At 42.4% G+C, this 12,857-nt stretch carries 12 protein-coding genes; 10 read left to right on the top strand and 2 right to left on the bottom strand.

Translation table 11 applies throughout. The features are described from left to right. Nucleotides 1-29 precede the first annotated feature (29 nt). The 4 genes from ACI35L_RS09165 to ACI35L_RS09150 all read left to right on the top strand — a co-directional run bounded on the left by ACI35L_RS09165 (nt 30) and on the right by ACI35L_RS09150 (nt 3,796). The gene (locus ACI35L_RS09165) at nt 30-989 is read left to right on the top strand and encodes an alpha/beta hydrolase (RefSeq protein WP_082197041.1); all 960 of its coding nucleotides are present in this window, start codon (nt 30-32) and stop codon (nt 987-989) included. 227 nt (nt 990-1,216) lie between these two features. After that, nucleotides 1,217-2,200, top strand: a complete 984-nt coding sequence (locus ACI35L_RS09160) for a ring-cleaving dioxygenase (RefSeq protein ID WP_049670288.1) — start codon at nt 1,217-1,219, stop codon at nt 2,198-2,200. A 363-nt stretch (nt 2,201-2,563) separates the two neighbouring features. After that, on the top strand, nt 2,564-3,016 hold the full coding sequence (locus ACI35L_RS09155) for a YrvL family regulatory protein (protein ID WP_049670289.1): 453 nt from the start codon (nt 2,564-2,566) through the stop codon (nt 3,014-3,016). 183 nt (nt 3,017-3,199) lie between these two features. Further along, a complete protein-coding gene (locus ACI35L_RS09150) occupies nt 3,200-3,796 on the top strand; it encodes a hypothetical protein (protein WP_049670290.1) in 597 nt (198 codons plus the stop codon). Nucleotides 3,797-3,850: 54 nt separating this feature from the next. Here ACI35L_RS09150 and ACI35L_RS09145 read toward each other — a convergent pair whose 3' ends face one another. Together ACI35L_RS09145 and ACI35L_RS09140 are read right to left on the bottom strand one after the other, a co-directional pair. Beyond that, nucleotides 3,851-4,765: a polysaccharide deacetylase family protein gene (locus ACI35L_RS09145; protein ID WP_049670291.1), complete on the bottom strand. Its 915-nt coding sequence runs from the start codon at nt 4,763-4,765 to the stop codon at nt 3,851-3,853. A gap of 12 nt (nt 4,766-4,777) precedes the next feature. Continuing rightward, on the bottom strand, nt 4,778-6,190 hold the full coding sequence (locus ACI35L_RS09140; RefSeq protein WP_049670292.1) for a glycosyltransferase: 1,413 nt from the start codon (nt 6,188-6,190) through the stop codon (nt 4,778-4,780). A gap of 873 nt (nt 6,191-7,063) precedes the next feature. Here ACI35L_RS09140 and ACI35L_RS09135 point away from each other — a divergent pair. The 6 genes from ACI35L_RS09135 (at nt 7,064) to ACI35L_RS09110 (ending at nt 12,434) form a co-directional block, all read left to right on the top strand. Beyond that, nucleotides 7,064-7,393: a hypothetical protein gene (locus ACI35L_RS09135; protein ID WP_331456700.1), complete on the top strand. Its 330-nt coding sequence runs from the start codon at nt 7,064-7,066 to the stop codon at nt 7,391-7,393. 354 nt (nt 7,394-7,747) lie between these two features. Further along, on the top strand, nt 7,748-8,404 hold the full coding sequence (locus tag ACI35L_RS09130; RefSeq protein WP_231589487.1) for a GntR family transcriptional regulator: 657 nt from the start codon (nt 7,748-7,750) through the stop codon (nt 8,402-8,404). 67 nt (nt 8,405-8,471) lie between these two features. Continuing rightward, the gene (gene hpaI / locus ACI35L_RS09125) at nt 8,472-9,386 is read left to right on the top strand and encodes a 2,4-dihydroxyhept-2-ene-1,7-dioic acid aldolase (protein ID WP_049670295.1); all 915 of its coding nucleotides are present in this window, start codon (nt 8,472-8,474) and stop codon (nt 9,384-9,386) included. Between the two features lie 23 nt (nt 9,387-9,409). After that, complete coding sequence (gene hpaE, locus ACI35L_RS09120) at nt 9,410-10,927, top strand: 5-carboxymethyl-2-hydroxymuconate semialdehyde dehydrogenase (RefSeq protein WP_049670296.1); 1,518 nt, start codon at nt 9,410-9,412, stop codon at nt 10,925-10,927. Between the two features lie 27 nt (nt 10,928-10,954). Continuing rightward, a complete protein-coding gene (gene hpaD, locus ACI35L_RS09115; RefSeq protein ID WP_439802720.1) occupies nt 10,955-11,938 on the top strand; it encodes a 3,4-dihydroxyphenylacetate 2,3-dioxygenase in 984 nt (327 codons plus the stop codon). Between the two features lie 37 nt (nt 11,939-11,975). Continuing rightward, nucleotides 11,976-12,434 (top strand): flavin reductase family protein, encoded by a 459-nt coding sequence (locus tag ACI35L_RS09110; RefSeq protein WP_049670298.1) that lies wholly within the window; start codon nt 11,976-11,978, stop codon nt 12,432-12,434. Nucleotides 12,435-12,857: the final 423 nt, after the last annotated feature.

Raw genomic sequence — 12,857 nt, 5'->3', positions numbered from 1 at the left:
CCATCTGATAAGAATAAGGAGGATTCTATATGCCGCTTGATCCGCAGGTCAAAGGATTTCTTGAGCAAATGGCAGAGGCTTCACTAGGGGCACCGACCATTAGCTCATTTAGCCCATCGGAATATCGGGCCATTTCCAATAGAAATATGGGGACAGGCTCAAAGCCGGAAGAGGTAAGCCGTATACAGGAGGTGCAGATTCCGGTTGAAGATGGGGAGATTATGGCGAGAATTTACACTCCAGAAGGAAACGGCCCCTATCCCGTCTTTTTGTTCTTTCACGGAGGAGGCTGGGTAATCGGCAGTGTGGATACACATGACGGTATGGCTAGAATGATTGCCAATGCCTCGGGGGCCATCGTTGTCTCAGTTGATTATCGCCTTGCTCCGGAGCATAAATTTCCAGTCGCGACGGAGGATTGCTATCATGCTCTCTTGTGGGTGGAAAAACATATTGAAGAGCATGGGGGGATGAGAGATTGTCTCATCGTCGGAGGTGACAGTGCGGGAGGGAATCTGGCTGCTGTCGTGACCTTGATGGCTAAGGAACGGAGCGGTCCGAAAATGGCTGGCCAAGTACTCATTTATCCTGCCACATCCTTTACTGTTTCAACTCCTTCCATGAAAGAGAATGCAGAGGGTTACTTTCTGACGAAGGATATGATGAATTGGTTTGCCTATCAATATCTCCGTGATGAGGACAGGACCTCACCTTATGCCTCCCCGCTGTCGGCTGGGGATTTAAGCGCTCTTCCGAAGGCCCTTGTCTTAACGGCAGAATATGACCCGCTTCGGGATGAGGGAAGGATGTATGCAGATGCACTTGCTGCCGCTGGTGTATCGGTGCAATATAAGGAATATAAAGGGATGATTCATGGCTTTGTCAGTATGGCAGACGCGCTTGACCAAGGGAAGGAAGCGATTCGTCACATAGGAGCTGCGATAAAAGGAATGGCGGCTGAGAAGGCCGGCATTGTTAAAGACTCTTAAAAATAATGGATGATTTAGATGCTTTGGGCAGAGCTGGCTTTCGGGTCAGCTTTTTATTATTTATAAACGTGAAGGCAGTGGGATCAAGATGTTGAAGTAAAAATCAAAAGGTAGTTGTTTTTTATATGAAAGGTGATGTGGATTAAGAAAAATTCAAAAAGCGAATAAATTGACATTATCTCGAATTCGAGATAAATTAAAAGTATCAATATGGGGGTGGATGATTTATGAACAAAATAAAAGGACTTCATCATGTCACAGCCATCACAAGCAGTGCAGAGAAAAATTATCAATTCTTTACGCATGTGCTTGGGATGAGGCTGATTAAGAAAACAGTCAATCAGGACGATATACAAACCTATCATTTATTCTTTGCCGATGACAAGGGCAATGCAGGGACAGATATGACATTCTTTGATTTTCCGGGGATTCCTAAAGGTTCCCATGGAACAAATGAGATTTATCGAACAGCCTTTCGGGTGCCGACAGATGAGGCGCTGGACTATTGGGTCAAGAGATTTAACCGCTTAAGGATTGAACATACAGGCATCAAGGAGCAATTTGGGAAGAAGACGCTGTCTTTTGCAGATTTTGATGATCAGCAGTACCAATTGATTTCTGATGAGCAGAATGAAGGTGTGCCAAGCGGCATCCCATGGCAAAACGGGCCCATTCCGCTCGAATATGCCATTACAGGGCTTGGACCGGTTCATATTCGAATTGCTGAATTTGATTACTTCAAGGAAGTATTAGAGAAGGTCTATCATTTCACTGAAATCGACCATGATGGGGATATCCATTTATTTGAGATGGGTGAAGGCGGAAATGGAGCACAGGTTATCGTGGAGAAGAACACATCCTTGCCATATGCGCAGCAGGGCTATGGAACGGTACATCATGCGGCCTTCAGAGTCGAGGATACAGAGGCATTGAATGAATGGATTGAACGGATGAAGCAATTCCGTCTGCCGTCTTCCGGCTATGTTGATCGCCATTTCTTTGAATCACTTTATACGAGAGTGGCTCCGCAGATTCTATTTGAGCTTGCGACTGACGGACCGGGATTTATGGGGGATGAACCATATGAGACTTTGGGAGAAAAATTATCTTTGCCGCCATTCCTTGAGCCAAAGCGTGAATATATTGAATCGGTGGTACGGCCAATTGACACTGTCAGGAGCAACCAAATGTTTGAGAAGGAATATGAATAAACGATCCGCATAAAATAAGAAAGGATTGGTGCCATAGATTGGACCAATCCTTTGTTTATTAATCTTCTTTCACATATTCTTCAAAATCTAAATCTACATTGTGAAACAGTTCATCCTCATAGATAAAGAAATCATACTTTCTAATATACGGCTCGTACAATTCTTCCATAAAATAACCTCCTTTTATTTTATGTATCTGGGTGAAGCAATCAATAAAAGGGTGGAAATCATGATTATTAGGAAGAATATATCTTGAAAATGGTACTATTTCAATGTGTTCTTGTATGCTTAGTATATAGTATCATTCATTTTATCGGATAGCAATCCTTTGATGAAAATACATACTAGAAAGGTCGGGGACCATTGAAGGACAATCATGATGATGATTTCAAGGACATGGGGTGGTTTGGGAGTTTGCTTGCGCTCGGCATGGTCGTCATTTTAGTCCTTTTGGCGATTTTGCTCGTCTTTGGCATCTTTTTCTTTGGGATCGCAGGCTTTTTCAGTCTGCTTGGCGTTACATACGAGTCGGTGAAGGCCCTTGTTTATTTTACGTTGCTGCTGCTCTTGATTGATTTCTTTATAGAGCCGCTCTCTAAACTGGTAACAGGTTTCGTGAGCAGAGGATTTCAATCCTCTAAACGGTTCATTATACGATCAATCATGATGGTAGCATTCTCCGCCCTGTCATTTTATATTGCAGATGAATGTATATTAGGGATAACCATCCCTGTAAGAACGGAATTGTTATTAGGGGTTATCTCTTATTTAATCGAGCTTGTATTTGAAGAGAGGCCGAAACGAGAGAAGAATTGAGGAATAAGGAGTCATTGGGCTCTTCATTCCTTTTTTTGTCCAGAATTCCGTGTTAGGATAGGTAGGTCTAAATGCTCTTTTTGTAGGATAAAAGTCACCTTATCGCTATACTAGGTTTAATGAGAGTTTAATGTGTCGATAGAAAAGAAAATAGTATATGGCTGATAATGAAGGAGGATGGGCATGAAGAAAGCTTCCCAACTATTAAGCTCAATTCTGTCTGCTGCAGAGGGTGTATGGTCCCAAAAGAAAAAGCAGGAAAATAGGCTAGTGTTCTCTCAATTGAGTTCAACCATTCTTCCTCAAGCGATGAGAATTAAACAAACCTACGGATTTTTTGAAAGAGAATTATATTTGATTAAAGAGCATCGAAAAAAGGAATCAGTAAAAGTAATGGATGCTTGTTCCTTAGCTGAAAGGATCCTTGATAAGATACAAGACCATGAGGCATCTGTATCTCCGCAGCTGCTCTCTGAATATTACGCCATCCGAACGCTTGAGGTGGAGCTTAAGGAACTGTATGAGGAGAAAGCTAAGGGGCAAGGAAGCTATCATATTCAACTTGCTGAGTTTGATTTGAAAAGGAAGAAGCTGATTCTTGTGAAATCCTATATGGCCTTTTTGAAGAAGGCTGCTAGAAAAGCAAATGTCCTGTACGCAAGCCTTGAGGAAACAGCCGATTTCTATCCCCCGTTCATTGATCACTTACTCGAAAATGTCTTAATAATTGAACAGACGAATAATGAGCAAAAGGTGAGACTCACTGGAAGCTCATCATGAATATCTACATAAAGAAAGGACCGAAAGAAGGCGTATCCTCTTTCGGTCCTTTGCTTATTCATAGGTAAGGAGAAGTTCGAAAATCTCCATCGTTGTCCCCGGGTAGATTCCCCTTCTTGGAATCTCGAGAAGGTTGCCTCCTGGTTTAGCCATTCCATCTTTAATCGTAAAGGCCATTTCCATCCCTAGCTCTTCTAAGATTTTGATGGTCTCACCATCATACTCACCAAACGGGTAGGCGAAGGCTGTCTTGGAGCCGACAAGCTCCATGCCAATCTCAATATCCTCAAGGACATCCTCCCTCGGCTTAGATGTTAAGAAAGCAGCTCCGCTTTCATCTCGTTCATGGAATTTGTACGTATGGCTTTCATAATCGAAGATATCTGTACTAGCCTCAATATCCTCAACACTTAAGAATTGGGCATCTGCCGGGTCATAATCTCTTGGATCTCGGTCGATATTTCCAGCAATTAAGAAAATAGATGCGCGCTGATCATATTTTTTCAGGATGGGATATGCATTGATGTAATTATCCTTGAACCCATCATCAAAGGTGATAAGCACACTTTTTTCAGGTACATCCAAATCCTCATTCATATAAGCCTGAAACTCAGCTAAGGTTAATGTTGTATAGCCCTTCTTATGTAAAAAGCGCATTTGTTCATTAAATTGTTCCTTTGTCACAATCGTACCGTATAGTTCTCCCTCTTCATTATAGTGGTTCGTTTGGAGGTCATCTGATTTAATAATACGATGATACATCAGAACTGGAACCTGTTTCGCTTTCTTCTTTTTGGTGTCATCAAAAGTCCGAATTTCATTTTTACGATCCAATTCAAGCGGCTTATCTGAAACAAATTGCAGCTTGCCATAGGCAATTGCTTCAAAGTTTTGGGCGAATAGAACACTTAGTACTGCAAAATGGACAACAAAGACAAGTATAAACGTTGTATTAAACTTTCTCTTCATATTCATCTACCTCTAGCTCGTTTTTTTGCTTTTCTGCAGAATAGGAATGACATTCTCTGAACCAGTCAATTCTTCGCTGTACGTTTGGTGCTGTTTCCCAACGCGTTGAACCTTATTCCAGCTGTTCTTATTGATGAAATAGGCGACTGTTCCAAAGGTATTAAAAATAACGCCGAGAAAACGATAACTGACAATCTCTAATGGGACGAAATAGCAAAGCCGGAGCCGGTCGCGTACCGTGAAGGCATGGCCAAGGCGGTGGGTGATGATTAAGCTCACGACACTTTGGAAAACACCAAGGCTGAAGGAAAAGAGAAAGAGCATGAGTGCAAGGACAGCGCCTGAACCGGATAAAAGAATCATGAATGGAATAATTAACGTCGGGAAAGCGGTCAATGTACCGAGCATCAATGCATCCACTAATAGAAAGACAGAAACGCCAAATCCAAATTTCCTGAAGAGTGATGTGCCATAAATCATAATGCAGTCAATAAAGGCCTTCTGCCAGCGGATTCTTTGCTTAAACAAATCCCGGAAGGTTTCCGGTCCTTCTGTATAGCAAACGGCTTCTGGAATGAAGATGATTTTCTTATCAGGATATTTGGTCTTGATCAAACGTTGAATCCTCATCGTGATGTCCATATCCTCGCCGACCGTGATACGGTACCCCTTCACTTCGAAAAGCATGCTCCGTTTAAATACCCCAAATGCGCCTGAAATGATGGCTAACGCATTAAACCTTGTCTGTGTGATCTTATACAAATAGAAATTGGCTAAATATTGCATAAATTGAAACTTCATTAAATGATTAATCGAAAACCGTGGCTTAGGATTTGTGTAATCTCCGTGAAAAGCCTGTCCGATATGAACCATACCGCCGGCAGCTACTACATCTTTATCAGTGAAAGCTTCATTAATGATGCTTAGTGAACGGACATCTAATGAGCTGTCAGCATCAAGCGTAATAATATTCTCAAAGGAGGCATATTCAATCCCTGCATTGAGGGAATCAGCCTTTCCGCCATTTTCCTTATCAATAACAAAAATGGTTGGGTAGAGTTTAGATTGATAGACTCCCCGTATCGCTTTATGCTCCAGCACATTAGCTTTATTTCTCTTGCATTCCTTCAGCTGAAGGAGAGAGTTCAAAAGTTTCATTGAGTTGTCAGATGACCCGTCATTAATAATGAACGCTTCATACTTTTGGTAATCGACATGGAGCATGGCTTGTATACAATTTTTCAGGACCGATTCTTCATTGTAGGCAGGTATTAAGACAGATATCCCTTGTTCAAAGGTATTCTCTTTGCCAGAGAAGCGTGGGCCTTTTACCGTTAGAAGCGGTATGAAAATGTATAGTGACTGAAAAGTAAAGAAGATGATATACATGATTAACGTAATGATCAATCCAATATGCATTTCCATAATGAGTCCCCTTTTGTTTCAAAATGTGTGTAAAACTTACAAACTTTTTACAATATTAAATAATGGTTACAAAATTAATAATATAGAGTCAGGTTAATTAACGTCAATGTGGCTAAAGATACAGGAGGAATGGAAGAGAATATTCGAAACTTAATGAAAAATGGTATAAAATAGGTTTTTAGACCCTTAAAAAATGGTTGCAGGCATGCATGGATGATTGGTTATTGTTAGATTTGGTTAGAGTGGAATGGGTCTAATGATATGCAAATCGAATGGGAAAACTACTCTAAATTAATTTGAGGATGATGTTATTACTTTCTTTTCATACTAATTTGTTATAGTAGTACTTTTGATTGATTGTATAGGGTGTTAATTGGTTTACAAAAACTGACATATAACAACGGCGCACATAGGCTGAATTTTTCCACCTTTGTCAGATGAAGAACAAGCCCGCATACAGGAGTTATATTTGATTCACCCTCTTTACTGGTATACAGTAGGAATGGCTTGGTTTGCAGAAGACTATGGCTTAGTGAAATGTATGAATTTTTTTCTCGTAAAAACAGGCGATAGGACAAAACGGTTTGCTCTATCTGGAGGAAATGAGACGGTATATTCCCTTCATTCTGCTAGGAACGAGGCAAAGATGTCTTATAGGACTTTACATAAGATCGGCGAGGAATGATATGTCTCTGAGATCCTTTTTCGTTTCTTAGGTTTGCTGGATAGTGTTTTTTGCGATAGCCGTTTATATCAATCAAGTCAATGAACTATTAGAAATCCCAGAAAGAAGATAGATGATTATTAGATTGCACCCATCTTGAATATATTGGTATAATTAGAACAAATGTTCTTTTGAGGGGATGGGATGGGATGATGGAGCTTCACTTTTACAAGGATTGCTATCAAGCAAAAACCAAACAATACCAATTGCAGGATGACCAACTGCGCTATACGGCTATGCCTTCTGAATGCATTGAGCTCTCTAAAGGTGATGCTCACCGTTTACCAGTATTGGCAATTGAGGAAGATCAACTTGTCACCTTCTTCGTCCTTCATCACGGAGAGGGAACTAGCACTTACACAACAAATAAGCAGGCGATCCTAATCCGGGCATTCTCGACAGATCACCGCTACCTAGGAAGGGGATATGCCAAAAAGGCTTTGAGTCTGCTGCCAGCGTTCATTCAATTTCATTTCTAAGACATGACAGAAATCATCCTTGCCGTAAATGTGAAGAATACGGCTGCACAAAGCTTATATAGGAAATGCGGTTTCGTGGACTCATGGGAGAGACGGATGGGACCTAAAGGAGAATTGATTGTCATGAGTTATCCATTCTCCAATTAATAAGCGTTAACCAAAAAGCATCCCTCTATCCTTTTGGATAGAGGGATGCTTTTTCTGTATGAATGCTGAATGATGCGGGAGTTATGAAATGCAGGATAAGCTTTAGCAATAAGCAGTTAGACCTAAAATATTCTGAAGATTAAAAATTAAATTGAAATCATATATGATTTCATATATGATATCCGTATGGAAAGGAATGTAAAATCAATGAGCAAAAAGGAATTTGTGTATACGCATTTACGTGCACGCATCTTGGACGGTACCTTTGGTTCTGGGCAGCGGATTGTGATTGATCAAGTGGCAAAAGAGCTGAGGGTGAGCATTATTCCAGTTAGGGAGGCCATTAGACAATTGGAGTCAGAGGGGCTCATTACCTACAAGCCATATAGCGGGGCTGTTGTAACAAGCATAGATGAAAAAGAGTATATCGATACCCTTAATGTTCTAAGTGTTTTAGAGGGCTATGCTACAGCACTCAGCGCCCAGCTTTTAACTGACGAGGACATTGAAAAGCTGATTCAATTAAACAATGACATGGAAAAGGCTGTCGGTGAATATGAGTTTGAGTTATTTGGAGAACTAAATCGTTCCTTCCATGCCAGCATTATTCAAAAATGCGGCAACCCCGTGTTGGTTGAGAAAATTGAAGAGACACAGGACCGGATGGATCGAGTACGTAAATCTATTTTCTCAATGGTTCCCAAAAGAGCGTACCAATCCATTCAAGAGCATTCAGAGCTAATTCAATGTTTGAAGGAAAGAGCCCCTATGGAACAAGTTGAATCTATTATCAGGAAGCATCGCAAGAATACGATTGATGCTTTCCTCCATCGAAAAGGAGATAGCAGCCAGCAAATTTTATAGGCGAAGGATGGGCAGATGCATGCCTATCACCCGTAAATTTCTGAATATACTGAAAAGGAGCGGTTAGATGTTTGAGGATGTTAAGAGTAGATTGAGAGGGTCAATAGCCCCGATTATTACGCCATTTAATGAAGAACTGGATGTGGACACGGAAGCTTTGAGAAAGTTGATTGACTGGCATATTGAAAGTGGATCTCACGGCGTTTCGGTTTGCGGGACTACAGGTGAACCAAGCTCATTGTCCATAGAAGAAAGAGAAATGGTCATGGAAACGGCCATCAAAGCAGCCGGCAAACGGGTGCCTGTTATGCCGGGTACCGGCTCAGCCAATCAGCGGGAGACTTTGCATTTAACCAAGCGCGCTCAGGAGATGGGAGCGGATGCAGCGCTGGTAATTGTTCCGTACTATAACAAGCCTAATCAGCAAGCATTATACAATCATTTCAAGACAGTTGCTAATTCCGTTGATATCCCAATCATTGTTTACAATATTCCGGGACGAACCGCTGTGAACCTTGAGGTTAAGACATTGGCGAGACTGGTGGAGGATTGTCCGAATATTATTGGTGTGAAGGAATCCAATAAGGATTTCGAGCATGTGAATCGCGTCTTGCTTCATTGCGGGAGGGATTTCCTCCTATATTCCGGTATTGAACTTCTTTGTTACCCAATGCTTGCGATTGGGGGAGCTGGTCATATCAGCGCAACGGCATGTGTCGCGCCGAAGGAGGTTGCCGACCTGTATAACTATTGGAAAGCAGGCGATGTCGATAAAGCGCTTGACCTGCATTATAAGCTGATGCCGCTGAATGATGTACTTTTTAAGGAAACGAACCCAGGACCATTGAAGGCTGCCATGGGCATGATTGGCAAGATTCATCCGGCGATGAGACCGCCGATGGAACCCCCTTCAGGTAAGCTTCACGATGAGATTAAGCAAACTTTGCAAACATATGGATATTTAGAAGGCGTTAACCAATAATCTTTATGGACAGGAGGAGTTCGATGACAGCCTATGTCGTTCGGAATGTAAAGCAGTATATAAACGGCGAATTTTTGGAAGCGATTTCAAACAACCGGTTCAGTAATATCAGTCCTTTTACAAATACAGAAATCAATCAGGTTGCCGAGGGAGAAAAAGAGGATATTGATTTAGCGGTTGGAGCGGCAAGACAAGCATTCGACCATGGGCCATGGCGAGCGTTATCCGTAAAGGAACGATTGGGTTATATCAAAAAAATTGCAGATTTGATTGAACAGGAAGCAGAGGAGATCTCTTATTTAGAGTCATTAGATACGGGTTTGCCAATCAGCCAAACAAAGAAGCAGGCAGCAAGAGCAGCGGAGAATTTCCGCTTTTATGCGGAGATGGTCAATAGCCGCCTTGTCGGGGAAGCGTACCAGGTAGATGAGGAATACATCAATTACACGATTCACAAGCCTGTTGGGGTAGCCGGGCTGATTACGCCATGGAACGCTCCCTTTATGCTGGAGACATGGAAGGTGGCACCTGCACTTGCGACAGGGAATACGGTCGTGCTGAAGCCTGCGGAATGGTCGCCTTTGACGGCAAACAAGCTGGCTGAAATCATTGACCAGGCAGGTCTTCCAAAAGGGGTCTTTAATATTGTACATGGATTTGGGGAAACGGCCGGAGCTGCCTTAGTGGCCCATCCGGACGTTCAATTAATTTCCTTTACGGGAGAAACAAAAACCGGCTCAGAAATCATTCGCAACGGAGCAGCGACACTAAAGCGTGTTTCGATGGAATTAGGAGGCAAGTCTCCTGCCATTATCTTTGATGATGCGGATGTAGAGAAGGCGCTTGATGCAGTCGTATGGGGCATCTTTTCTTTTAATGGGGAACGCTGCACAGCAAATTCCCGTTTATTTATCCAAGAGGGGATTTATGAGGAATTTGTTCAATCTCTGAAAGAACGTGTGAATAATATCATCATCGGGGATCCGATGAATCCCGCTAGTGAAGTCGGTCCGCTGATTCATAGGGAGCATTACGAAAATGTGAAGCGGTATATTCAGCTGGCTGAAGAGGAGGGAGCGGAAATCGTTAGCGGAACAATTCCGCCTGAATTAAGAGAGGGGAATTTCGTGGCACCAACACTCCTCTTGAATTGCCGGAATGATATGACTGTCGCACAAGAGGAAATCTTTGGACCGGTTATGGCGGTCATTCCATTCAAGTCAGAGGAACAGGCGCTTGAGATGGCGAATGATACAAAGTATGGTTTGGCAGCTTATGTATGGACCGGTGATATCAAAAGGGGTCACCGACTGGCTCAGAAGGTGGACAGCGGTATGGTATGGCTTAATTCTCAAAATGTACGCGATTTGCGGATTCCATTCGGCGGATCTAAAAACAGCGGCGTTGGCCGGGAGGGCGGCCATTACAGCTTCGAATTTTATACTGAAACACAGGTTGTTCATGTGGCGATTGGCGAACAGTCCATTCCAAAATTTGGGGTGAAAAAGAAGCAGCAGATTACCGCAACAGAAATTCAGTAAGGATACCACTCGGAAAGGGAGGAGTTTATGGACTTTAATATTATTCGTGTTGCGAGAACGATATTGAATGTCACTGATCTGAATCGTTCCAGGGAATTTTATATCGATACTTTAGGGTTCATTGAGACAGAAAGTACAGATACGCATATTTATTTACGCGGACTGGAGGAAATTCATCATCACAGTCTGGTCCTTCAAAAGGCTGAAGCACCAAGTGTGGAGGCGATAAGCTATAAAGTATCAAATGACAAGGACTTGGATGCGCTGGAGAATCTATTTACCGCTAAGGGATTAAAGACAAAATGGATGGATAAAGGAAGCCAGCATGCTATGGGCAGAGCTTTACGCACCCAGGATATATCCGGGCTTCCGGTAGAATTCTTTCATGAAATGAACCAGGTGGAGCGGTTGTTGCAAAGATATGACCTTTACAAGGGCTCCAGAGTGCAAAGAATCGACCATGTGAACTGTGCAGTACCGGATGTTCAAAAAGCACATGACTTCTATTCTCAGGAGCTTGGATTCTCCTGCTCAGAGGATACGATTGATGAAGACGGAAAACTCTGGGCATGCTGGCTGCACCGAAAGCATGGTGTGCATGACCATGCCTTCATGAACGGGGTTGGTCCAAGGCTCCATCATATCGGTTTCTGGCTTCCAGACCCCTTAGCGCTTATTCATGCTTGTGATGTGCTCGCTGCTCTAGGGTTTGCTCATTCGATTGAACGGGGACCTGGGCGACATGGTTTATCCAATGCCTTCTTCTTATATTTAAGAGACCCGGACGGCCATCGTATTGAGCTCTATAACGGAGATTATCTGACCTGTGATCCAGATGTCGGCCCTCTGCATTGGAAGTTAGATGACCCGAGGAGACAGACATTTTGGGGAGCGAAAGCGCCAGACTGCTGGTTTGACGAAGCCTCGGAGGTGCTGGATGTTCATACAGGAGAAGTCTGCAGAATGAAAGAGCCCCTGCTGAAGAAAAAGAAGCCTGAATTCATCATATAGAAGACATGTGGAATCTGTTAGAAATGAGGGAGGATATATGGAGGATCGTTTGTTTCGTTCAGCGATGGGAAAATTCGCCACAGGAGTGACCGTTCTGACAACAAAGGCAGATGGGATGGTTCACGGTATGACAGCCAATGCCTTTATGTCTGTTTCCCTAAATCCAAAGCTCGTCATGATTTCAATCGGTGAAAAGGCAAGGATGCTGCAAAAGATTCAGCAATCGCAAAGCTTCGTCATTAATATTCTGTCGGAGGAGCAGGAATCCATCTCACGCCTTTTTGCAGGACAGTCAGAAGAAAAACAGAATGTAGAATTTGATTGGGTTGATGAACGGCCTTTGATCAAGGGAGCCATTGCCAGTATATTTTGTGACGTATACAGTGAACAGATTGCTGGTGATCATACCTTGTTTATTGGTGAAGTGAAGGAACTGCTGCTGAACGAAGGAAAGCCGCTGTTATTCTTTGGCGGGAAGTACGGCGGGCTGAGTTAACGGCGGCAGTTAGTGGTGATTGTAAGATTCTTTTAATCTTAGTTTCTATAGAGATCTTCTGGATGAAATAGATTTGAAATCTCGAGCTGGAATTTATTTGAAGAAAACAAAAAAGGCATAATCCTAAACGGATATGCCTTTTTGTCCAGTGATAATATAATTGTTAAAAAATCCTACTATACTAAATGGTAGAAAAGATTAGTTGAATATATTTACAATTCTATTCCTTTCCCCTGCATACAAGAACATACTCTACTAAAAAGGTGGATACGGAAAAAGATCCACCCTCCAATATAAATTGTTAAATCTTATGAAGATTTACCAAGAACGTCGAGTAGGAAATCCATGTTCAATAAACTCATCTCTTCTAAAATGTCTAAAACTATGTCGAGGGACATCGACAATATGGTGACGATTTACATG

Source organism: Pradoshia sp. (genome assembly GCF_051873915.1).
In the GTDB taxonomy this organism is placed as follows: Bacteria; Bacillota; Bacilli; order Bacillales; family Pradoshiaceae; genus Pradoshia.
Note: the sequence above shows the minus strand (reverse complement) of the source record. Positions and strands in the feature narration are given on the sequence as shown.